Here is a 21,166-nt window from a genome sequence, read left to right as displayed (position 1 = left end):
CTCATCTGACCGGTAGGGTGCAAAGGTGATGGACGTTATTGCAGGTAGTGGTTCACGATTTGACGGATCTGCTGCTGCTCTTCGGCGCTGAACTGCACCGCATAGCGGCTTTCACCCACCTCAAAGCCCTGCAGGCTGACCGCTTTTTTCACGGCGGCCGGTGAGAAACCGATGCTGTAAAGCGCGGTGCGCAGGCCGGTGACGTTCTCCTGTGCCTGATGCGAACCGGTAATATCGCCCGCATGGAAGCGCGCCCAGATGGCGTTAATCGCCTCTGGCGCCACGTTTGCCAGCCCGGAAATTGAGGCGGAGCAGCCATCCACGAAACCCTGGTGGATCAGCGAGTCCGGGCCGTTCAGCACATCAAAGTCCTGACAGTCGGCGGTGGCCTGCAGAAAGCCGCTCAGACTTTCATAGCTGCCTGCTGAATCTTTAATGCCGATGATGTTCGGGTGCGCGGCCAGCGTACGAACGGTCTCTGGCTGCAAGGTATTGCCAGTACGCGCCGGGATGTTATAGAGGAATAGCGGCACCGTAAGCGCGTCAGCCACGCGCTGATAGTGGTCGATCAGCTCCTGCTGTTTAAGCGGAACAAACCACGGCGTGATCGCGGAGACAGCATCTACGCCAAGATTGGCAATCTGTTTGCCGAGCCGGATAGTTTCACGGGTCGAAATCTCTCCGATGTGCGCCACCACCGGCATCCGGCCGTTAACTTCATCGACGCAGGTGGTGGTAACCGCGATCTTCTCCTGCTCGTTCAGCACAAAGAATTCGCCGTTGGTACCGCCGCAGAAGATGCCGTTACCGGCGTTGATCTGGCGTCTGACCTGTTCGCGTTGCCTCTCCGGATCAAAGGCACCTTCCCGGTCAAAAGTGGTGACGATGGCGGTCAGTACACCGTTTATTTTCTTATTCATGACAATCCTCATTACGCCTGGCAGGAAGGGAAAAGCGTCAGGTAGACGGCGCGCACATCGTCGGCGGTGACCGCCATCGGCACGTTGTTCATCAGACGCTGGACGTCGAGCGCGGCTTCCACTAACCAGGGCAGGTGATCCGGGCTGATGCCCAGGGCTTCCAGGCTGGCAGGCAGCTGCAGCCGCGCTACCAGCGCGGTGAAGTAGTCGACCAGCGCGTGTGATTTCTCTTCATCGCTTAAACGGACGTCGGCGTCGGGCAGCAGATCATAGGCCTGAGCGAATTTGCTCACCGCCGCCGGACGGACAAAGCGCATGCAGGGAGCCAGCAGGATGGCGTTGGCGACGCCGTGTGGCAGATGATATCTGCCGCCGAGCGGGTAAGAGAGGGCATGCACCAGATGTGTCCCGGCATGGGCAATCGATGCACCGCCATAATAAGAGGCCCAGAGCATCTCCAGGCGTGCCTGCAAATTTTCTGGCTCGCGCAGGGTGGTTTCGAGATTAGCGAACAGTTTCTTCATCCCAGTCAGCGCATAGTTGTCGCTGACCGGGTTGGCGACATTGGCGGTAAAGCACTCAATCAGATGGCAGAGGGCATCAATACCGGTTGAAGAGGCGATGTGAGCCGGCATGCTGGTGGTCAGTTCCGGCACCAGGGCCACCACATCGGGTAGCATCACCGGTGAAATAATGCCGACTTTGGTCTCTTTCTCCGGGATCGCCAGGATCGCATTGGGCGTCGCTTCAGAACCCGTGCCTGCGGTGGTAGGGATCAGTATTGAACGGGTACGACGCTGCGGTTTTTCGCCTGCCAGCAGGGCGTCCAGCGAAGGCGCGGCGTCGATGCACAGCACTGAGAGCAGCTTCGCCACATCCAGCACGCTGCCGCCGCCGATGCCAATCACTATATCGACCTGGGGCCGGGAGAGCGTCGCGATAATCGCTGCCACATCATGCTGGCTTGGTTCAGGCGGGACGCTGTTGACCACGCTGATACCCGGAACCTGATCCCGAAGTTGACCCATCAGCGCCTGCACTGCCGGAATCGCCTCAATGTTCCGGTCAGTGACCACGACTGCTGTCGATATCCCCTTCAGCAGATAGCGCATGTCGTTTAACGCCTGATAACCGCTAATCACCGTGCTGTTAATGTTCATTTCATACCCTTATTTCTGTCCTGTCTGAGCAGATGATTAATCTTGCTCAGTGCAATGCGAAGTCAGTCACTCTCTGTGGCTAATTTTATAAGGCATATCGATTTCGATTAATTTGAACTTGCTCACATATAATCAATCATGATTGAATATAATCAAATGCAGCGGCAATCGCCTGACAGGAGTGAGGATGGGCTCATCATTATGGAAAACCCCGGTGCTGGTCATCGCCGATGACTTTACCGGTGCCAACGATGCGGGTAGCGGACTGGCACAGGCTGGCGCCCGCGTACATGTGCTGTTTGGCACTAAGGCACCGTTGCCAGAGGACGCTGCGGATGTGCTGGTCATCAGCACCGACAGTCGGGCAGTCAGCGCCAGCCAGGCCGCAGAGCGCGTCGCTCAGGTGGTGCAGCACTTCGCCGCACAGCTTCAGCAGGGCTGGCTGTTTAAAAAGATCGACTCCACGCTGCGCGGCAACGTCGGTGCTGAAACCGCGGCTGCGCTGCACGCCAGCGGCAAAAGGCTGGCGCTGGTTGCGCCAGCCGTGCCACGACTGGGCCGCACCACACGCGAGGGTAAAGTGTGGGTCAATCAGCGCTTACTGACAGACACCGAATTTGCCAGCGATCCGAAAACCCCGATCCTCAGCCCCCGCGTACTCGATCAGATGCAGATCGACGGCACGGAGATCGATCTCCCGACGCTGCGCAGCGATCGGCTTGATGCGGTGTTAGCGGCGGCGCACGGCGTCGTGGTGGTGGATGCCGAAAATGAAGCCGATCTGGCGCGACTGATAACCGCTGCGGCGCGGCTGGCAGAGAAGCCGCTGCTGGTGGGAGCCGCCGGATTAAGCGATGCGCTGGGCGCAGCGCTCTCTGTTCGCCCGTCGCGGCCCGTGCTGGCAGTAGTGGGATCGATGAGCAGCAGCGCGCAGCAGCAGATCGCCACGCTGCTTAAACAGCGGGCAGTTGAGATAGTGGATGTCGATATCCGTCAGCTGTTTCAGCAGCCCGCCTGGCCCGACCGGGATCGCTGGATCCAACAGGCTGAAACCGCACTGCGTGCCGGTCGCCATACGGTGATCCGCACCTGCCAGCATGAATCCCAGCGTCACGACATCGGGCATCTCAGCCAGCAGCACAGCGTGACCCGCCAGCAGCTGGGTGAAGCGATCAGTCAGTTGCTGGGCGAAATAACCCACAGCCTGTGCCGGACACAGCTGCCGCATGCGCTCTATCTGTCGGGAGGCGACGTGGCGATTGCCGTTGCCCAGGCACTGGGGGCCAGCGGCTTTAAAATTCAGGGTCTGGTGGCGGGCTGTGTGCCGCACGGGGTTCTGCTTAACAGTGAATTTACTCTGCCGGTAATGACCAAAGCGGGTGGCTTTGGTGATGAAAATACCCTGGTAGCAGCCATTGGTTTTATTGAGGAGAAGTCGAGTGAGTAAAATTATTGCGATCACCATGGGCGATCCGGCGGGCATCAGCCCGGAAATCATCATTAAGTCACTCTCTGAAGGTGAGCTGAATGGCATTCCTGCGGTGGTGATAGGCTGTGCCAGTACGCTGCGCCGCATTATGGCGATGAACATTACGCCACAGGCCGAGCTGCGGGTGCTGGACCGGGTGCAGGATGCGCGGTTTGCACCCGGCATCATCAACGTAATCGATGAGCCCCTGGCCGATCCCGACGCGCTGAAACCTGGCGTGGTGCAGAAAGAGGCGGGAGATCTGGCATGGCGTTGCGTGAAGCGTGCTACAGAGCTGGCACTGGCGGGCGACGTGCATGCCATTGCCACCGCGCCGCTGAACAAAGAGGCGCTGCATGCGGCGGGCCATCTCTATCCTGGTCACACTGAACTGCTGGCGCATCTTACCGGGACCAAAGATTACGCCATGGTCCTCTACACCGATAAGCTGAAAGTGATTCATGTCACGACCCACATTGCGCTGCGTAAGTTCCTCGATACGCTGAACCAGACGCGCATCAAAACCGTGATTGGTATGGCGGACACTTTCCTGCGTCGTGTCGGTTATAGCGCCCCGCGTATCGCCGTGGCGGGCGTTAATCCGCACGCTGGTGAGAACGGCCTGTTTGGCGATGAGGAGATCACCACCGTGGCACCCGCTATTGAGGCGATGAAAGCGCAGGGGATTGATGTCTACGGGCCTTGTCCGCCGGACACGGTGTTCCTGCAGTGCCAGGATGGACGGTATGACATGGTGGTCGCGATGTACCACGATCAGGGGCATATTCCGCTTAAACTGCTGGGCTTTTATGATGGCGTCAACATCACCGCAGGCCTGCCGTTTATCCGCACCTCTGCTGACCATGGCACCGCATTTGATATCGCCTGGACAGGTAAAGCGAAGTCTGACAGCATGGCGATCTCTATTAAACTCGCGATGCAGCTCGCATAGGGATATATGAAGGGACAGAGCCGTCTTGACCAGATTATGGATTACCTGAAAAGCCATAATCTGGTGACTGTTGAGCAACTGGTTAGTGCGATTTCCGCCTCACCCGCCACGATTCGCCGTGATTTGATTAAGCTGGATAAAGAGGGCGTGATCAGCCGCAGTCATGGCGGCGTTACCCTGAATCGTTTTATTCCTGCCCAGCCGACCACGCTGGAGAAGATGCAGCGTAACCTGGCCGAGAAGCAGGCGATTGCAGAATGTGCCGCCAGCTTTGTCCGGGCGGGTGATGCGGTCGTGCTGGATGCGGGCACTACCATGCTGGAGCTGGCGCGGCAGCTCACGCATCTGCCGCTGCGGGTCATCACTGCCGATCTGCACATTGCACTGTTTTTGTCTGAGTTTAAGCAGATCGAAGTGACGATTATCGGCGGACGTATCGACGACTCCAGTCAGTCCTGTGTGGGCGAACATGGACGGCGGCTGCTGCGCAGCATCAATCCCGATATCGCCTTTGTCAGCTGTAACTCCTGGAGCCTTGAGCGCGGCATTACCACGCCGACGGAGGAGAAAGCGGGGCTGAAACACGATCTTCTGGCCAATGCGGCTCGTCGGGTCTTGCTGGCGGACAGCAGTAAATATGGCTCCTGGTCGCTATTCTGCGCTTCTCCGGTGGACGACCTGACCGATGTGGTGACCGACAGCCGGTTAGATGAGGCTGTCTGCCGCACGCTGCGCGAGCGCGGGATTACGCTGGCACTGACCTCCGCCTGAACAGAACGCGCCGTGTTGCTCTGACCTGATCAGCAGGACGAGAACAGCACCGCGCGTTTATCTTTAACTCTCGCCGTTAACGCGTGCCCTTTTCGCGCGTAGGTATCATTCTCTTCGCACGTAATCGCGGGGGCGTCCATCGAAACCCGCTCAAACCTCAGTCCGGCGGTTGCCGTGATGAAAAAGCAGGGGGAACAAGAGGGAAGGAGACGCGCAGGTTATGGGCTATAACGCTGCGCGCCTGATAATCAGAGGGTCTTCAGGCCCACTGAGGGGATATTTCTGCCGTAGTAGATCTCACGCATCTCTTTCCAGAGCAGATCGGTAATGCGCTTGTGCTCCTGCGGAGTGAGATCTTCCGGGCGGGTGTTAAACAGGTAGTGTTTAAGGTCGAACTCTTTCAGCAACATCTTGGTATGGAAGATGTTTTCCTGATAGACATTCACATCCACCATGTCATACATCGCTTTCATATCTTCAGACATGAAGTTCTGAATCGAATTGATCTCGTGATCGATGAAGTGCTTCATCCCTTTCACGTCACGGGTAAAACCGCGCACCCGGTAATCGACGGTGACAATATCGGACTCCAGCTGGTGGATCAGATAGTTCAGCGCTTTCAGGGGCGAAATGACGCCACAGGTTGAGACTTCAATGTCTGCACGGAAGGTGCACAGACCGCCTGCCGGATGGCTCTCCGGATAGGTGTGCACGCAGATATGACTTTTATCGAGATGAGCCACCACCGAGTTGGGCAGCGGACCGGGGTGCTCTGAGTTATCGATATCTTTCGGATCGATCGGCTCTTCGCTGACCAGAATCGTGACGCTGGCCCCCTGCGGCTCATAATCCTGGCGCGCAATGTTGAGCACGTTAGCCCCGATAATGGAGCAGGTCTCGGTCAGGATTTCCGTCAGACGGTTAGCGTTATATTGTTCGTCAATGTAGGCGATGTAACCATCGCGTTCAGCTTCAGTATTCGCATAGCAAATATCGTAAATACAAAAACTCAGGCTTTTCGTCAGGTTGTTGAAGCCATGTAGTTTTAGCTTTTGCAATTTCGTTCACCCCCTTAGAAATGCACTATCAGCACGCGGCAGATAACGCATTCAACAGATATTGCGGCAGGGCAAAGCTGCCGGTATGGATTGCTGGCGTGTAATAACGGCAGGTCAGGCCAGCGGCCTCGAAACGCGCCTTTAAGGTCGCGGTGTCGAGCTGGCGCAGCGCCGGATTATCACTCGCCCAGGCAAAGGTCATAATGCCGCCGTAGTAGGTCGGAATCGCCGCCTGATAGAAACTGACGTCCGCAAAGTAATGTCCCAGTTTGCGATGGCTGTTAACGGCCTCCTCCTGCTGCAGGAAACAGACGCCATTTTGCGCCACAAAGATGCCATTTTCATTAAGGGCCGCTTTGCATCCGGCATAAAATTCCGAGGTAAACAGACTCTCGCCCGGACCAATCGGATCGGTGCAGTCGGAGATAATGACATCAAACTTTTCCTGCGTCTGATTAACGAAGTTCACCCCGTCATCAATTACCAGCGTAAAGCGCGGATCGTCATAGGCACCCGCGCTGTGGTTCGGCAGATACTGGCGGCAAAAGGTCACCACGCCCGCATCGATCTCCACCATGGTAATCTTTTCGATCCCGGGATGACGTGACACTTCACGCAGCATGGCGCCGTCACCGCCGCCAATGATCAGAACGCTCTTCGCCGCGCCGTGCGCCAGCAGCGGAACGTGGGTCATCATTTCATGGTAGATAAATTCGTCGCGTTCGGTGGTCTGAACGACGCCGTCCAGCGCCATTACGCGGCCCATCGCGGCATTTTCGAAAATGATTAAATCCTGATGCGCAGTCTTCTCACGGTACAGCTCTTTATCAACCGTGAAATACTGGCCAAAACCGGCATGAAGGGTTTCATACCACGTTTCATTGTGGGCCATGGTGCTCTCCTCTGATGACATCGCCATGAAGATGGGCGGCATATGATAGCTAACACTGACCGTGGTTGCACGGTCAATGTCCGGCTGCAGAGGAAAGAATCGTTACCTGACGTAGGCCAGCAGGCTCAGCGAATCGCGGGCCAGTGACTTGCACTTTTTGTCGTTGGTGATGGCGATGCCGCTGAGATCGCGATAGCTATCTTCACCCAGCGCTTTCATGTTGTAGTTGCTGTAGTTGCTTAAATCCCAGCGGTTCTGCTGAGCAAAAAAGACCAGCGCTTTGCGAATCTGCGCGTCCGGTAAATCCTGATAGCCACAATCATTTTTCAGATAGACGAAAACCGCCGTGAGATCGGCCAGATCTTCCGCTTCGGATTCGCTCAGGGCAAAACTGGTGGAGGAGAAGCCAAGGAGTCCCGTCAGCAGCAGGATCCTGATACTTTGCTTCATAGTCGTTCTCTTCAATGGATATTGTTAATGACGTTAGCACAGTTGCTCTCAGGTTTTCGATTAATTTGCCGCTGTGGGCTACTGCACCGCCTTTTTTTCGTCAGATTCGCACGGTCAGGACTTGACCTTCCCATAAGGTCAGGGTTTAGGCTGTGCGCTCTGATGCCACAAGGATGATCACCATGCAACGTCGCCATTTCCTGAAACTTACTGCCGCACTGAGTGCAGCCGGAGCATTGCCGCTCTGGAGCCGTTCGCTGATGGCAGCCACCCGTCCGCTGCTGCCGATTCCGTCTCTGCTGGAACCCGATGCCAGGGGCAGCTACAGCCTCACCGCGATGCAGGGTACCACCCAGTGGAACGGCAAAGCGGTGCCGACCTGGGGCTATAACGGCAGCCTGCTGGGGCCGGTGCTGAAAATGCAGAGTGGCAAACCGGTGACGGTGAACATTCATAACCGGCTCAGCGAAGCGACCACCCTGCACTGGCACGGGCTGGAAATCCCTGGTGCAGTGGATGGCGGCCCGCAGGCGGTGATTGCGCCTGGCGGCTCGCGTCAGGTCTCTTTTACGCCCGATCAACCCGCCGCGACCTGCTGGTATCACCCGCATCTGCATGGCAAGACCGGGCATCAGGTGGCTCAGGGGTTGGCGGGACTGATCCTGCTGGAAGATAAAGAGAGCGGAACGCTGCGATTGCCCTCGCAGTGGGGTGTGGATGATGTGCCGCTGATTTTTCAGGATAAGCAACTGACCAAAGATGGCAGCCGCATTGATTATCAGCTCGACGTGATGCGCGCCGCGGTGGGCTGGTTTGGCGACATGATGCTGACCAACGGCGTGCACTATCCGCAGCATGCGGTGCCGCGCGGCTGGCTGCGTCTGCGTCTGCTCAACGGCTGCAATGCCCGTTCGCTGCATGTTGCCGCCAGTGATAAACGTCCTCTCTACGTGATCGCCAGCGATGGTGGCCTGCTGGCCGAGCCGGTAAAGCTCGACTCGCTGCCAATCCTGCCGGGCGAGCGTTTTGAGGTGATGATCGATACTTCTGACGGTAACAGCTTCGATCTGGTGACGCTGCCGACAGAGCAGATGGGCATGACGCTGCCGCCGTTTGACCAGCCGCTGCCCCTGGTGCAGATCCTGCCGCTGCGGGTGATGGCCAGCGCCACGCTGCCGGATCAGCTGGCGACGCTGCCAGCGCTGCCCTCAACCGACGGCCTGACGACACGCTGGCTGCAGCTGATGATGGACCCGCAGCTGGACCAGCAGGGCATGCAGGCGCTGATGCAGCGCTACGGCGAGAAAGCGATGGGCAAGGGCGGTCATCACACGATGCCGGAAAAAACGGCTGCCGAGCCGATGCCACCAATGGAAAATATGGATCACAGTATGCACGGCAATACGCCGCCCGCCGGTTACGATTTCCGCAACGGCAATAAGATTAATGGCCAGGCCTTTGATATGACGAAGCCGTCGTTTGCGGTGAAGCTGGGTGATTACGAGAAGTGGACGATTTCAGGTGAGGGTGACGCGATGCTGCACCCGTTCCACATTCACGGTACCCAGTTCCGTATTCTTTCAGAAAACGGCAAACCGCCAGCCCCGCACCGGCAGGGCTGGAAAGATATGGTGAATGTCGACGGCTGGCGCAGCGAAGTGCTGGTACGCTTCAACTATGTCGCCGCCGCAGAACACGCTTACATGGCCCACTGCCATCTGCTGGAGCATGAAGACACCGGCATGATGCTGGGCTTTACCGTCAGCTGATTACGCCTGATCCAGCGCCAGCTTCACATCTTCGATCAGGTCGCCGGCGTTTTCGATGCCAATCGACAGCCGCACCGTGGCGTCAGTGATCCCAATACGCTGACGCACCGCCTGCGGCACGCCGGAGTGGGTGGTGCTGCCAGGATGGCTGGCCAGCGACTCGGTTCCGCCCAGGCTTACCGCCTGCTTAAACAGCGACAGCGCATTAAGAAAACGGAACGCAGCGGGCTGATCGCCGACGATATCAAATGAGAAGGTCGAACCGGCACCGCTGCACTGCTCGCGATAAGTTTTCCCTTCGGCGCTCTCCGCATCCAGATAGGGCAGCCAGTGCAGCTTCGCCACTTTCGGGTGATCGCGCAGAAACGCCGCGACCGCTTCCGCATTCTGCCAGGCTTTCTCCATGCGTAGCGACAGCGTTTCCAGCGAGCGGCTGAGCATCCAGCTTGAGTGCGGATCCAGCTGCGTGCCGATTGCGCTGCGCAGGGCGCGCACTTTCGCCATCAGCGCTTTACTGCCCATCGCCGCGCCTGCAATCAGGTCAGAGTGACCGCCAACATACTTGGTCAGCGAGTAGAGCGACAGGTCAGCGCCCAGCGTCAGCGGCTGCTGGAACAGCGGGCCGAGCAGCGTGTTGTCACAGGCGATAATCGGTCGTGACCCCTGCTGCTGGTCAATCTCATCAGCGATACGCGCCATCAGACGGATATTAACCAGGCTGTTGGTAGGATTCGCTGGCGTTTCAATCAGGATCACCGCTACCCTGCCCTGGGCCATCGCCTGCTGAGCGGCTTCACGCACTCTGACTTCATCATTGCCGTCGCTGAAACCCACCGCTTTGATGTCCAGATTGTGCAGCGTCTTGCTAAGCAGGGTTTCGGTGCCGCCATACAGCGGCTGGGAATGCAGGATCACCTCACCCGGACGGGCAAACGTCAGCAGGGCAGTGGAGATGGCGGCCATGCCGGAAGAGAAGAGCGAACAGCTCTCCGCCTGCTCATAGACCGCCAGCCGATCTTCCACAATTTCGCTGTTAGGGTGGTTAAAGCGGGAATAGACCAGCCCACCCGATTTGCCTTCCGGCGGCTCACGTCGGCCAGAGACGTAATCAAAGAAATCCCGTCCCTCTTCGGCGCTGTCAAAGACAAAGGTTGATGTCAGAAAGACCGGCGGCTTCACCGCACCCTCAGAGAGGCGGGGATCATAGCCATAGTTCAGCATCTGGGTTTCAGGGTGCAGCGGCCTGTCGCCGATATGCGTTTTTTTGCTTGAAGATGAAGTCATTGTGATCTCCGGCCAGCGGCGCGAGTAGGGTAACGATCTGTTGGATAAAGGCTACCATGTAGCGAATCATGCTGGTAAATGCCAGAATGTTCTAAGGTAATGCGCATTTCAGCGAGCCGCAGGCGGCGGGTAATAATTTTCGCGACGTAATCGTTTGCTTATGGTGCCGCACAGCCGTCGCTGCTGCGTCTGTGATAGACTCCGGGGCTTTTCTGACGTAACCGGGCTGAACGCAATGAAACACACTGTTGAAGTGATGATCCCTGAACAGGCAATCGCCACGCGCATCGCTGAACTGGGCAAAGAGATTAACGACCACTACCGCGACAGCGGCAGCGATATGGTGCTGGTGGGGCTGCTGCGCGGCTCCTTTATGTTTATGGCTGATCTCTGTCGCGCCATCGATGTGCCGCATGAAGTCGACTTTATGACGGCTTCCAGTTACGGCAGCGGTATGTCCAGCACGCGTGATGTGAAAATCCTGAAAGATCTGGATGAAGACATCCGTGGCAAGGATGTGCTGATTGTCGAAGATATCATCGACTCCGGTAACACCCTGAGCAAAGTGCGTGAGATTCTGCAGCTGCGTCAGCCAAAATCCCTGGCGATCTGTACCCTGCTCGATAAGCCAGAGCGCCGTGAAGTCGAAGTGAACGTCGAATATGTCGGCTTTGCGATTCCGGATGAGTTCGTGGTGGGCTTTGGTATCGACTATGCTCAGCACTATCGCCATCTGCCTTATATCGGCAAAGTGGTGCCGCTGGAATCCTGATACCGCTCTACCGCACATTCTTCCAAGGCCTGCACCGGTTGCCTGGTGTAGGCTATGCCGCGCTTTACGCTGCGACAGGCTCAGGCCTCGCCGTTCTTCCGCAGATTAGCAATGCCGTGGCGGTAGCGCTGTTCGAGGATCTCCCGGCTGTTTGCTGTCACATCAAGGTTACGCAGACAGCCGTCCTGAATGCCGTATACCCAGCCGTGCAGGGAGACATCCTTACCGCGTTTCCAGGCAGATTGCAGTACGGTCGAGTGCCCCAGGTTGTAGACTTGTTCAATAACGTTGATTTCGCACAGTTTGTCCAGGCGCTTATCCGGCGGGAGTTCCCCCAGCAACACGCTATGCTTGTACCAGAGGTCGCGGATGTGCAGCAGCCAGTTGTCGATTAATCCCAGCTCCGGGTTATCCATCGCCGCCTGCACGCCGCCGCAGCCGTAATGGCCGCAGACGATAACGTGTTCCACTTCCAGCACTTCGATAGCGTACTGCACCACGGACAGACAGTTCAGGTCGGTGTGGATAACCAGATTGGCCACGTTGCGGTGAACAAAGAGTTCGCCGGGTTCCAGTCCGGTCAGACGTTCGGCAGGAACACGGCTGTCAGAACAGCCAATCCACAGGAAGCGCGGTTTTTGTGCCTGGGCGAGCCGCTCAAAAAAGCTGGGATCTTCTTCAACCAGTAATTTTGACCATTCGCGGTTGTTTCTGATCAGGGTGTTGATGTCTGTCATGGTGTTGAGCGACCGGTTACTGCGCAGAGTGCGCGCGCGTACTATATGACAGGGCCTGATAAATTTAAACGGCATTGCAATGCCATCAAAACAGGGTATGGATGCAGAATGACTTATGCACTGGAACTTTCCCGGCTGACCAAGACCTATCCCGGCGGCGTGCAGGCGCTGAAGGGCATCGATCTTAACGTTGAAGCGGGTGACTTTTATGCGCTGCTGGGGCCAAACGGTGCCGGTAAATCGACCACCATCGGAATTATCAGTTCGCTGGTTAACAAATCCGAGGGCAGCGTGCGGGTGTTTGGCTACGATCTCGAAAAAGATGTGGTGAATGCCAAGCGCCAGCTCGGCCTGGTGCCGCAGGAGTTTAACTTCAACCCGTTTGAGACGGTGATGCAAATCGTCGTTAATCAGGCGGGTTACTACGGCGTTGAGCGTCGTGAAGCCAATGAGCGGGCAGAAAAGTATCTGAAGCAGCTCGATCTGTGGGGAAAACGCGCTGAACGTGCGCGCATGCTTTCCGGCGGGATGAAGCGTCGCCTGATGATCGCCCGTGCGCTGATGCATGAGCCTAAGCTGCTGATTCTGGATGAGCCCACTGCTGGCGTGGATATCGAACTGCGACGCTCGATGTGGGTGTTCCTGAAAGATCTCAATGCCAAAGGCACGACAATTATTCTCACTACCCACTATCTGGAAGAGGCGGAGATGCTGTGCCGCAACATCGGCATCATCCAGAGCGGTGAGCTGGTGGAGAACACCTCGATGAAAGGGCTGCTCTCCAAGCTCAAATCAGAAACCTTTATCCTGGATCTGGCACCACGCAGTCCGCTGCCCACGCTGGAAGGGTTCCAGTACCGGCTGACCGATACCTCAACGCTCGAAGTGGAAGTGCTGCGTGAGCAGGGGCTCAACAGCGTCTTCAGCCAGCTTAGCGCGCAGGGTGTGCAGGTGCTGAGTATGCGCAATAAAGCCAACCGTCTTGAAGAGCTGTTTGTGGGTCTGACGACGCAGGGAAAAACAGGAGCAAAAGCATGACACATCTCTACTGGGTGGCGCTGAAGAGCATCTGGGCCAAAGAGGTTAACCGTTTCGCCCGCATCTGGATCCAGACGCTGGTACCGCCGGTCATCACCATGACGCTCTATTTCATCATTTTTGGCAACCTGATCGGGTCGCGCATCGGTGAGATGCACGGCTTCAGCTATATGCAGTTCATCGTGCCGGGATTGATCATGATGGCGGTCATCACTAACGCCTATGCCAACGTGGCGTCGTCGTTCTTCAGCGCCAAGTTCCAGCGCAACATTGAAGAGCTGCTGGTCGCGCCGGTGCCGACCCACATCATTATTGCCGGCTATGTTGGCGGCGGCGTGGCGCGTGGTGTCTGCGTGGGTATTCTGGTGACGGCCATTTCGCTGTTCTTTGTGCCGTTCCACGTGCATTCCTGGACAATGGTGGCGGTCACGCTGCTGCTGACCGCGATTCTGTTTTCACTGGCAGGTCTGCTGAACGCTGTCTTCGCGCGCACGTTTGACGATATCAGCCTGATACCGACCTTTGTGCTGACGCCACTGACTTATCTGGGCGGCGTATTCTATTCGCTGAGTCTGTTGCCGCCGATCTGGCAGGCTGTTTCTAAACTCAATCCAATCGTTTATATGATTAGCGGATTCCGTTATGGCTTCCTCGGCATTAATGATGTGCCGCTGGTGTTTACCCTCTCGGTGCTCGTGGCCTTTATTCTGGTGTTCTACTGGCTGGTCTATGCGCTGATACAGCGCGGACGCGGATTACGCACCTGACGTTAAGCTGAATGGTAAGGGCCACGCTGCGATAAGGGCGTGGCTTTTTTTTGGGTGGAGTGCAAATCACGCTGACTACGGTTCTGCCTGGCCTTAAAAATCACCTTAAAACCCGCCTCATTCGTTATATTTTGCCTCTGAAGCCGCCCGACGCCTCGCTTACATCCTTACTCACAAAAAATAACCCTAAGTATTATCTGATAATACTCTGACATCTTTCGCTATCTGAATGATTCTTAACTATTAAATATTTTTTAAGAATAGCCTTAAAGTCTGGCTGTTGTTTATTTGATTATGAATTATCAGAATAGCGCCGGAATAAGGTTATTCCTCTGCTCAGGGACGAATGAGTAGGCTAAGAGTCTTCTTAATAAGAAAAATGGCAACCGAATCAGGGCCAGTTTTTAATCAAAGGCAGGAAAAGATGAATCGTATAACGTGGATCGATAATCTGCGGGGATTGAGTATTCTCGCAATCATTTTTTTGCACAGCACTATTGCCGTACATAATAACGCCGGACATTTTACCGCCTTCAGCGGCCTGTTAAATGAGATGCTGGCACCGGTAAGGCTGGGGCTGATGTTCTTTGTTTCAGGTTTATTTGTCGATGCCGGGTTAAGAAAAGGCCTGGGTCCTTTTTTTAATAACAAGGTGCGCAGTATTCTCTATCCATTTGTGGTCTGGGTTGCCGTCTACGGCGGGTTGAAAATCCTGTTCAGCTCGATGGCTAATACGCCGCAATCACCGATGAATATTATTCTCTCCCACCTGACCGGTGGCGGTGATATGACCTGGTTCCTGCATTCGCTGTTTATCTTCTTTATTGTGATTATCTTTGCCCGTCACTTGCCGTTCCTGCTGGTGTTTGCCATCTGTATGACGCTGAGTTGGGCGCTGCCGGCGATTGAGGCGGATGGCGTGTTTGCCAGCTTCGACAATACCCACATCAATAAATCGCTTTATCTGTTTGTATTCTTCTATCTCGGCGATTACGTCGTGAGGAAGCAGGTGGATATCGCGGAGAAAGTGCAGCATGGCCCGACGCTGTTTATCTCAGTAATTAGTTTTGTGCTGCTCTCCTGCCTGAATATCTTTGTACTGGATCGTCATTCCCAGGCGTTATTGTCACCGCTGGCACTATTATCGGTTCCGTTCTTTGTCTGGATTGCGCTGAAACTGAAGTCTGAACTGGTCTACTACATAGGCGTCAATTCTATCGTCTTCTACCTGTCGCATTATCTGGCGATTCAGTTCTTCAGTAAGATTGTGAAGTTTGAAAGCCCGTCAGCCTGGGTAAATGACCTGAAGTTTATTTCGGCGTTTCTGGTGGCGCTGGCGTTACCGTGGACATTATGTCTGATGAGAAAACGCGGCTGGTTTAATTTCCTCTTTACGATGAAAAAGTCATCGAAGCCGATGACAACCAAACCGGTTTAATTACTGCAGCAGAAATGAAAAGGGCCGCCCGTTTTACCGGCGGCCCTTTTTTAATCAGGTTTTAATCAGGCGATCTGCACCGGCAGCGCTTTCGCCAGACGCTTCATCTGGTTGTCACCTTCAAAATAGGCGACCTTAGGCTGCCACTGACGCGCTTCGGCATCGTCTACCTGCACATAGGAGCAGATAATTAAAATATCGCCTTCGCAGGCGCAGCGGGCGGCCGCACCGTTGACCGAGATAATTTTCGAGCCACGCTCAGCCGCGATAGCGTAAGTGGAAAAGCGCTGACCGTTGGTGACGTTATAAATATCGATCGCTTCATATTGCAGAATGCCGGAAGCATCCAGGAAATCCTGATCGATAGCGCAGGAACCTTCATAATTGAGGTCCGCCTGCGTCACCTTCACGCGGTGCAATTTGCCTTGCAGAACTGTGCGAATCATAGCCAGAAACCTTGTCAGAGAAATAAAATAACCTGCAGCGGGATGAATTACTGCGTCAGGTCAACGGTTTGATTATCAATCAGGCGGGCCTTGCCCAGCCAGGCGGCCATCAATACCACCGCGCGCTGGCTGTCCACCGTCAGCGGTTGCAGCGTTTCCGCATCACAGATCGCCAGGCCATCAGGACGCAATCCCTGCGCCAGCAGTGCCTCACCGGCTGCCTCAATGATCTCGTCAATATGACGCTCGCCATTCTCCAGCTGCGTTGCCATCTGATGCATCACCTGGCTCAGGGCCGGTGCCAGCTTACGCTCATCTGCCGTCAGGTAGCCGTTGCGCGAACTCAGCGCCAAACCATCTTCAGCGCGCACCGTAGGCACACCAACAATCTCAATGTCGAAGCCCATATCGGCCACCATCTTACGAATGATAGCCAGCTGCTGAAAATCCTTTTCACCGAAACAGGCAATATCGGGCTGTACCAGATTAAACAGTTTGCTGACGATAGTGGCTACACCGCGAAAATGGCCTGGACGGGTGGCCCCTTCCAGCAGGGAAGAGAGCACCGGCACCTCAACAAAGGTCTGATTCTGCGCGCCCTGCGGATAGACTTCAGCAGGTGAGGGGGCGAAGACGACATCAACCTGGTGGCGATTCAGCTTTTCACAATCTTCCTGCAGCGTGCGCGGGTAGCGCGCTAAATCATCGGCGCGATCGAACTGCATCGGATTGACAAAGATCGAGACAATCACGATGTCGCCGCGCGCCCGTGCTTCATCTACCAGCGTCAGATGGCCTTCATGCAGGTTGCCCATGGTCGGCACCAGCGCAATGCGTTTACCCTGCAGACGCCAGCGACGGACTTCCTGGCGCAGCATCAGCAGCGTTTCAATGATCAACACGGTGACTCTCCTGGATTACTGGAAACTGTGCTCTGCCGCCGGATAGGTTCCGGCCTCGACTTCGGCGATATAGTGGCGAATCGCCGCGCGAACATCGCCGGTCTCCGCCAGGAAATTTTTGGCAAATTTGGGAATGTGGCCGCCGGTCACGCCCAGCGCGTCATGCATCACCAGAATCTGACCATCGGTGACATTGCCGGCACCGATGCCGATCACCGGGATGGTGAGCGCGTCGGTAATCCGCTGCGCTACCGACACCGGCACGCACTCCAGCACCATCAGCTGCGCGCCAGCGGCTTCCAGCGCCAGCGCATCGGCCAGCAGCTGCTCTGCACCGGCTTCATCCCGGCCCTGCACTTTATAGCCGCCAAAGATATTGACCGACTGCGGTGTCAGGCCCAGATGACCACACACCGGAACGGCCCGCTCGGTCAGCATCTGCACGGTCTCAGCCAGCCAGCTCCCGCCTTCCAGTTTCACCATGTTAGCACCGGCACGCATCAGCTGCGCGGCGTTGTCAAAGGTCTGCTGTGGCGTGGCATAACTCATAAACGGCAGGTCGGCGAGCAGCAGTGCCTGAGGTGCGCCACGGCGCACGGCGGCGGTGTGATAGGCGATGTCGCTGACCGTGACTGGCAGGGTGGAATCATGCCCCTGCACCGTCATCCCTAAAGAATCACCAACCAGCAGCACCTGAATACCTTCATCGGCAAACAAGCGGGCAAAACTGAAATCGTAGGCGGTCAGGGTCGCGAATTTTTTACCGCTGGCTTTCGCCTGACGCAGATGTGAAATCGTGGTGGGTTTCATGGCGCTCTCAACTCAGGAATTCTGATGGGCGCAGTTTACTGGATAGCGTGAAAGAGCGGAATCAGAGATGTGCGTTTGTCTGCTCAGCCGTGCCACAGCACGATGCTGCTGCTGTCGAGGGTTGCCAGGATTGTACTGAGTGCGCGGCCGTCGGGCAGGCGGGCGTCTGGCGCAATCGCCAGCAGGGGCACCAGCATAAACGCGCGATTCAGCAGATCATAGTGCGGCACAATCAGCCGCTCCGTGTTGATTTGCGTCTCGCCAAACAGCATCAAATCGATATCCAGCGTGCGCGGACCCCAGCGTTCTGCCTTGCGCACCCGGCCATGCTCCCGCTCGATCCGCTGGGTATGGTCGAGCAGCGCTTCTGCACTGAGATCGGTCTCCAGCGCCACGGCGGCATTGAGAAAATCGGGCTGATCGGGCGGGCCATATGGCGGCGTGCGGTAGAACGGCGAGGTAGCGATGCGTTGCGTCTGCGGCAACGCATCCAGTGCGGTCAGCGCTGCATCAACCTGATGCAGCGGATCGGCCAGGTTACTGCCTAACGCGAGGTAAACCCGTGTCATGAGACGTTCTGGTTGTCACGACGCGGCGCGGAAGGGCGGCGGCGCGGACGACGCGATTTATTACGCGGCACCGGATCGTCACCCAGGTTATTGAGCATGTTTTTCTGATGCGGCGGCGCAGCCACCTGGAATTCACCCCACCACTGGCTCAGGCGCAGCAGTTCCGGGTTATTTTCCACTTCCGCCCGCAGCGCCAGCAGATCGTAAGCGGCGCGGAATTTCGGATGCTCCATCAGTTTCCAGGCGCGTTTACCGTGACGGCGGGACATGCGTAACTGCAGCAGCCAGATATCGCGAATTAGCGACGTAATACGTTTCGGAATCGCCAGCGCACGGCAGGCTTCGTCCAGCGTATCGTTCATCGCCATCGCAAAAGCTTCGAAGTAGGTCAGGCCACTCTCCTGCGCAATGCGTTCTGCCGTTTCAAGTTGCGGATACCAGAACATTGCGGCAAACAGGAACGCCGGGTTAACGCGCATGTCGTTGTGAATGCGGTTATCGGTGTTTTTCAGCACCTGCGCCAGCATCCGCTCCATGTGACTGTCGCTGTTTTCTGTGAAGTTGCGCGCCAGCGTCGGGAACAGGGGCTGGAACAGCTGATATTCACACAGCTTGAGATATGTGCTGTAGCCGTAGCCAGCCTGCAACATCTTCAGCGACTCTTCAAACAGGCGAGCAGGCGGAATATCACGCAACAGCGAGGCCAGACGTGGAATCGGCTCGGCGGTTTCCGGCGCAATGCTCATATTGAGTTTGGCGGCAAAACGTGCGACGCGCAGCATGCGGACCGGATCTTCGCGGTAGCGGGTTTCCGGATCGCCAATCAGGCGAATGATGCCCTGTTCGAGATCGCTGATGCCGCCGACATAGTCACGCACGCTGAAATCAGCCACGCTGTAGTAGAGGCTGTTAATGGTGAGATCGCGTCGCTGGGCATCATCTTCGATAGAGCCGAAGATGTTGTCGCGCAGCAGCATGCCGCTCTGGGCGCGCTGCGAGCTGTTGCGATCCTCTTCCGGCTCTTCCGCCTGATGATGTCCACGGAAGGTGGCGACTTCGATCACTTCCGGGCCAAACATCACGTGCGCCAGACGGAAACGACGGCCAACCAGGCGACAGTTGCGGAACAGCTTACGCATCTGCTCAGGCGTGGCATTGGTGGTCACGTCGAAATCTTTGGGTTTTTGCCCCAGTAGCAAATCGCGCACGCCACCGCCTACCAGATAGGCTTCATAACCGGCTTTGTTCAGGCGATAGAGCACTTTGAGGGCATTTTCGCTGATGTCTTTACGTGAGATGGTATGGCTTTCACGAGGAATGATGGTCATCAGACGCTCTGGTTCAACCTCTGCTGGGGCTTCCTCTTCATCACGCTTCAGGACTTTCCGGCAAAAATTAGCTACTCGGGTAAAAATGGGACACCTCGACAGTGGCAATTAGGGTGTAGGTAAAATCAGCGGCTAATCATAGCCTGTTGAGAACCGTTTGAGAATGCTGTTGTCTATGCATCCGGTTTCAGGGCGTTCTCTTGCGGCATCAAAGCGATATTCCACTGCGACACCGCATCAGACAGCAGTTTGTCCTGCGTTAAGTCCTGCCAGCCGCCTGAAACCGGCTGTCCGAGGAAGCGTAACGCCGCTACCAACAGGGGTCTGGCATCGCCATCCGGCAGCGCAGGAGCATGATTCTGCTTCGACAACTTATGGCCATCGTGGTTAAGCGCCAGCGGCAGATGCAGCCAGTCAGGCACCGGCCAGCCAAATTGCTGGTAAAGCGCAATCTGTCGCACCGTCGGCTCAATCAAATCTGCGCCGCGAACCACTTCGGTAATGCCCTGAAAATGATCATCGACGACGACCGCCAGGTTATAGGCAAACAGGCCATCACGGCGGTGAATAATAAAATCTTCCTGTGCCAGACGTCTGTCCGCCTCCACACGGCCACGCAGCCGATCGTCAAACGCAAAGACCGGCGCATGCTGGCGTAAACGCAGCGCGGCATTCTCCGGTCCGCGTTGCCGTTCACGGCAGTAACCATCATAGAAACCGCCAATCTGCTGAATGCGACGCCGGGGGCAGGTGCAGTAATAGCTCTGACGATGCTGCTGCAGCCAGGCCAGCGCGTCACGGTAGGCCTTATGACGTTGTGACTGCCACAGCACCTCGCCATCCCACTTTAAACCGTAGTGCTCCAGCTGATGCAGGATACGGCTGGCGGCACCCGGCACTTCCCGTGGCGGATCGATATCTTCAATCCTCACCCGCCAGACGCCGTTTTGCGCACGAGCGCTCAGGTAACTGCCCAGGGCAGCAATCAGCGATCCGAAGTGGAGTTCACCAGAGGGAGAAGGGGCGAAGCGACCGATACAGGAGGATGACATAGGTTTCAGAAGTGACCACGCAGCGGACAAAACAGCAGTTGTTCCACTGCGTGGTAACAGGCTGGACGCGGCATCAGCCGGCCATTTGCTTCTCACGAATTTCTGCTAACGTCTTACAGTCGATGCAGAGATCGGCAGTAGGACGGGCTTCGAGACGGCGGATACCAATCTCAACGCCACAGGAATCGCAATAGCCGAAGTCGTCATCTTCAACTTTCTTCAGCGTCTTCTCGATCTTTTTGATCAGTTTACGTTCGCGATCGCGGTTACGTAGCTCCAGGCTGAACTCCTCTTCCTGCGCGGCACGGTCAACCGGGTCCGGGAAGTTAGCGGCTTCATCCTGCATATGAGAAACGGTACGATCGACTTCGTCCCGTAATTGATTACGCCAGGCTTCCAGAATCTTGCGAAAATGGGTCAGCTGCGCATCATTCATATACTCTTCGCCAGGCTTCACCTGATAAGGTTCAACGCCAGCAATAGAGAGAATACTCAGGGACGATGTTTTACGGTTTTGACCTTCTTGCATGTTGCTTCTCCTGGATAACACGCACTATACCCTTCGAATTTCGTCTCGCAGGGG

22 protein-coding genes are annotated in these 21,166 nt (G+C 56.3%); 8 read left to right on the top strand and 14 right to left on the bottom strand.

Going from position 1 to position 21,166, the window contains the following annotated elements; all coding sequences use genetic code 11:
- Positions 1-35 precede the first annotated feature (35 nt).
- Together FOV68_RS16395 and FOV68_RS16390 are read right to left on the bottom strand one after the other, a co-directional pair.
- Positions 36-920: a dihydrodipicolinate synthase family protein gene (locus tag FOV68_RS16395; protein ID WP_109652359.1), complete on the bottom strand. Its 885-nt coding sequence runs from the start codon at positions 918-920 to the stop codon at positions 36-38.
- Between the two features lie 11 nt (positions 921-931).
- Positions 932-2,080 carry an iron-containing alcohol dehydrogenase gene (locus FOV68_RS16390; protein ID WP_115757992.1) on the bottom strand — a complete coding sequence of 383 codons (1,149 nt, stop codon included), beginning with the start codon at positions 2,078-2,080 and terminating at the stop codon, positions 932-934.
- Between the two features lie 187 nt (positions 2,081-2,267).
- Here FOV68_RS16390 and FOV68_RS16385 point away from each other — a divergent pair, with 187 nt between their 5' ends.
- The 3 genes from FOV68_RS16385 to FOV68_RS16375 are packed head-to-tail and all read left to right on the top strand — an operon-like array spanning position 2,268 to position 5,271.
- Positions 2,268-3,527, top strand: a complete 1,260-nt coding sequence (locus tag FOV68_RS16385; protein WP_143991222.1) for a four-carbon acid sugar kinase family protein — start codon at positions 2,268-2,270, stop codon at positions 3,525-3,527.
- Complete coding sequence (locus FOV68_RS16380) at positions 3,520-4,500, top strand: D-threonate 4-phosphate dehydrogenase (RefSeq protein WP_022625433.1); 981 nt, start codon at positions 3,520-3,522, stop codon at positions 4,498-4,500. Before FOV68_RS16385 ends, FOV68_RS16380 begins: the two co-directional genes overlap by 8 nt.
- A gap of 6 nt (positions 4,501-4,506) precedes the next feature.
- On the top strand, positions 4,507-5,271 hold the full coding sequence (locus FOV68_RS16375; protein ID WP_033756597.1) for a DeoR/GlpR family DNA-binding transcription regulator: 765 nt from the start codon (positions 4,507-4,509) through the stop codon (positions 5,269-5,271).
- A gap of 248 nt (positions 5,272-5,519) precedes the next feature.
- On the opposite strand, the gene speD is transcribed toward FOV68_RS16375, so the two are convergent.
- The 3 genes from speD to FOV68_RS16360 all read right to left on the bottom strand — a co-directional run bounded on the left by speD (position 5,520) and on the right by FOV68_RS16360 (position 7,671).
- Complete coding sequence (gene speD / locus FOV68_RS16370) at positions 5,520-6,329, bottom strand: adenosylmethionine decarboxylase (protein ID WP_010253978.1); 810 nt, start codon at positions 6,327-6,329, stop codon at positions 5,520-5,522.
- Between the two features lie 28 nt (positions 6,330-6,357).
- Positions 6,358-7,221: a polyamine aminopropyltransferase gene (gene speE, locus FOV68_RS16365; protein ID WP_083070542.1), complete on the bottom strand. Its 864-nt coding sequence runs from the start codon at positions 7,219-7,221 to the stop codon at positions 6,358-6,360.
- A gap of 102 nt (positions 7,222-7,323) precedes the next feature.
- Positions 7,324-7,671, bottom strand: a complete 348-nt coding sequence (locus FOV68_RS16360; RefSeq protein WP_003854673.1) for a YacC family pilotin-like protein — start codon at positions 7,669-7,671, stop codon at positions 7,324-7,326.
- A 182-nt stretch (positions 7,672-7,853) separates the two neighbouring features.
- Here FOV68_RS16360 and cueO point away from each other — a divergent pair, with 182 nt between their 5' ends.
- Positions 7,854-9,440 (top strand): multicopper oxidase CueO, encoded by a 1,587-nt coding sequence (gene cueO / locus FOV68_RS16355; protein ID WP_143991221.1) that lies wholly within the window; start codon positions 7,854-7,856, stop codon positions 9,438-9,440.
- Here the strand turns inward: cueO and FOV68_RS16350 are convergent, their stop codons facing one another.
- Positions 9,441-10,724, bottom strand: a complete 1,284-nt coding sequence (locus FOV68_RS16350; RefSeq protein ID WP_143991220.1) for a cystathionine gamma-synthase family protein — start codon at positions 10,722-10,724, stop codon at positions 9,441-9,443.
- Positions 10,725-10,959: 235 nt separating this feature from the next.
- Here FOV68_RS16350 and hpt point away from each other — a divergent pair, with 235 nt between their 5' ends.
- A complete protein-coding gene (gene hpt, locus FOV68_RS16345) occupies positions 10,960-11,496 on the top strand; it encodes a hypoxanthine phosphoribosyltransferase (RefSeq protein ID WP_010254010.1) in 537 nt (178 codons plus the stop codon).
- A gap of 80 nt (positions 11,497-11,576) precedes the next feature.
- On the opposite strand, the gene can is transcribed toward hpt, so the two are convergent.
- Positions 11,577-12,233 carry a carbonate dehydratase gene (gene can, locus FOV68_RS16340; protein ID WP_029519477.1) on the bottom strand — a complete coding sequence of 219 codons (657 nt, stop codon included), beginning with the start codon at positions 12,231-12,233 and terminating at the stop codon, positions 11,577-11,579.
- 108 nt (positions 12,234-12,341) lie between these two features.
- Between can and FOV68_RS16335 the strand changes: the two genes are divergently transcribed.
- From FOV68_RS16335 to FOV68_RS16325, 3 genes are all read left to right on the top strand, one after another.
- Complete coding sequence (locus FOV68_RS16335; protein WP_010254017.1) at positions 12,342-13,271, top strand: ABC transporter ATP-binding protein; 930 nt, start codon at positions 12,342-12,344, stop codon at positions 13,269-13,271.
- On the top strand, positions 13,268-14,038 hold the full coding sequence (locus FOV68_RS16330; protein ID WP_010254018.1) for an ABC transporter permease: 771 nt from the start codon (positions 13,268-13,270) through the stop codon (positions 14,036-14,038). Before FOV68_RS16335 ends, FOV68_RS16330 begins: the two co-directional genes overlap by 4 nt.
- Positions 14,039-14,462: 424 nt before the next feature.
- A complete protein-coding gene (locus FOV68_RS16325) occupies positions 14,463-15,476 on the top strand; it encodes an acyltransferase family protein (protein ID WP_061901746.1) in 1,014 nt (337 codons plus the stop codon).
- Between the two features lie 65 nt (positions 15,477-15,541).
- Here FOV68_RS16325 and panD read toward each other — a convergent pair whose 3' ends face one another.
- From panD to dksA, 7 genes are all read right to left on the bottom strand, one after another.
- A complete protein-coding gene (panD, locus tag FOV68_RS16320) occupies positions 15,542-15,922 on the bottom strand; it encodes an aspartate 1-decarboxylase (protein ID WP_010254022.1) in 381 nt (126 codons plus the stop codon).
- 47 nt (positions 15,923-15,969) lie between these two features.
- Positions 15,970-16,824 (bottom strand): pantoate--beta-alanine ligase, encoded by an 855-nt coding sequence (gene panC / locus FOV68_RS16315; protein WP_143991219.1) that lies wholly within the window; start codon positions 16,822-16,824, stop codon positions 15,970-15,972.
- A gap of 15 nt (positions 16,825-16,839) precedes the next feature.
- Positions 16,840-17,634: a 3-methyl-2-oxobutanoate hydroxymethyltransferase gene (gene panB, locus FOV68_RS16310; RefSeq protein WP_010254026.1), complete on the bottom strand. Its 795-nt coding sequence runs from the start codon at positions 17,632-17,634 to the stop codon at positions 16,840-16,842.
- Between the two features lie 83 nt (positions 17,635-17,717).
- Complete coding sequence (gene folK / locus FOV68_RS16305) at positions 17,718-18,203, bottom strand: 2-amino-4-hydroxy-6-hydroxymethyldihydropteridine diphosphokinase (protein WP_031591236.1); 486 nt, start codon at positions 18,201-18,203, stop codon at positions 17,718-17,720.
- The gene (gene pcnB / locus FOV68_RS16300) at positions 18,200-19,618 is read right to left on the bottom strand and encodes a polynucleotide adenylyltransferase PcnB (RefSeq protein WP_203583884.1); all 1,419 of its coding nucleotides are present in this window, start codon (positions 19,616-19,618) and stop codon (positions 18,200-18,202) included. The genes folK and pcnB overlap by 4 nt, the downstream gene beginning before the upstream one ends.
- 86 nt (positions 19,619-19,704) lie before the next feature.
- On the bottom strand, positions 19,705-20,583 hold the full coding sequence (gene gluQRS, locus FOV68_RS16295; protein WP_143991218.1) for a tRNA glutamyl-Q(34) synthetase GluQRS: 879 nt from the start codon (positions 20,581-20,583) through the stop codon (positions 19,705-19,707).
- A gap of 73 nt (positions 20,584-20,656) precedes the next feature.
- Positions 20,657-21,112 (bottom strand): RNA polymerase-binding protein DksA, encoded by a 456-nt coding sequence (gene dksA / locus FOV68_RS16290; RefSeq protein ID WP_010254035.1) that lies wholly within the window; start codon positions 21,110-21,112, stop codon positions 20,657-20,659.
- Positions 21,113-21,166: the final 54 nt, after the last annotated feature.

The organism is Pantoea sp. paga (genome assembly GCF_007558755.1).
Lineage (GTDB): Bacteria > Pseudomonadota > Gammaproteobacteria > Enterobacterales > Enterobacteriaceae > Pantoea > Pantoea agglomerans.
The sequence above is the reverse complement of the archived record's forward strand: the minus strand, read 5'-3'. Positions and strand labels throughout refer to the sequence as shown.

What these genes read in the sequence shown, in the direction of transcription:
- FOV68_RS16395 (WP_109652359.1), bottom strand. Translation starts at nt 920, where the DNA reads ATGAATAAGAAAATAAACGGTGTACTGACCGCCATCGTCACCACTTTT.
- FOV68_RS16390 (WP_115757992.1), bottom strand. Translation starts at nt 2,080, where the DNA reads ATGAACATTAACAGCACGGTGATTAGCGGTTATCAGGCGTTAAACGAC.
- FOV68_RS16385 (WP_143991222.1), top strand. Translation starts at nt 2,268, where the DNA reads ATGGGCTCATCATTATGGAAAACCCCGGTGCTGGTCATCGCCGATGAC.
- FOV68_RS16375 (WP_033756597.1), top strand. Translation starts at nt 4,507, where the DNA reads ATGAAGGGACAGAGCCGTCTTGACCAGATTATGGATTACCTGAAAAGC.
- speE (WP_083070542.1), bottom strand. Translation starts at nt 7,221, where the DNA reads ATGGCCCACAATGAAACGTGGTATGAAACCCTTCATGCCGGTTTTGGC.
- FOV68_RS16360 (WP_003854673.1), bottom strand. Translation starts at nt 7,671, where the DNA reads ATGAAGCAAAGTATCAGGATCCTGCTGCTGACGGGACTCCTTGGCTTC.
- cueO (WP_143991221.1), top strand. Translation starts at nt 7,854, where the DNA reads ATGCAACGTCGCCATTTCCTGAAACTTACTGCCGCACTGAGTGCAGCC.
- FOV68_RS16350 (WP_143991220.1), bottom strand. Translation starts at nt 10,724, where the DNA reads ATGACTTCATCTTCAAGCAAAAAAACGCATATCGGCGACAGGCCGCTG.
- hpt (WP_010254010.1), top strand. Translation starts at nt 10,960, where the DNA reads ATGAAACACACTGTTGAAGTGATGATCCCTGAACAGGCAATCGCCACG.
- can (WP_029519477.1), bottom strand. Translation starts at nt 12,233, where the DNA reads ATGACAGACATCAACACCCTGATCAGAAACAACCGCGAATGGTCAAAA.
- FOV68_RS16335 (WP_010254017.1), top strand. Translation starts at nt 12,342, where the DNA reads ATGACTTATGCACTGGAACTTTCCCGGCTGACCAAGACCTATCCCGGC.
- FOV68_RS16330 (WP_010254018.1), top strand. Translation starts at nt 13,268, where the DNA reads ATGACACATCTCTACTGGGTGGCGCTGAAGAGCATCTGGGCCAAAGAG.
- FOV68_RS16325 (WP_061901746.1), top strand. Translation starts at nt 14,463, where the DNA reads ATGAATCGTATAACGTGGATCGATAATCTGCGGGGATTGAGTATTCTC.
- panD (WP_010254022.1), bottom strand. Translation starts at nt 15,922, where the DNA reads ATGATTCGCACAGTTCTGCAAGGCAAATTGCACCGCGTGAAGGTGACG.
- panB (WP_010254026.1), bottom strand. Translation starts at nt 17,634, where the DNA reads ATGAAACCCACCACGATTTCACATCTGCGTCAGGCGAAAGCCAGCGGT.
- folK (WP_031591236.1), bottom strand. Translation starts at nt 18,203, where the DNA reads ATGACACGGGTTTACCTCGCGTTAGGCAGTAACCTGGCCGATCCGCTG.
- gluQRS (WP_143991218.1), bottom strand. Translation starts at nt 20,583, where the DNA reads ATGTCATCCTCCTGTATCGGTCGCTTCGCCCCTTCTCCCTCTGGTGAA.
- dksA (WP_010254035.1), bottom strand. Translation starts at nt 21,112, where the DNA reads ATGCAAGAAGGTCAAAACCGTAAAACATCGTCCCTGAGTATTCTCTCT.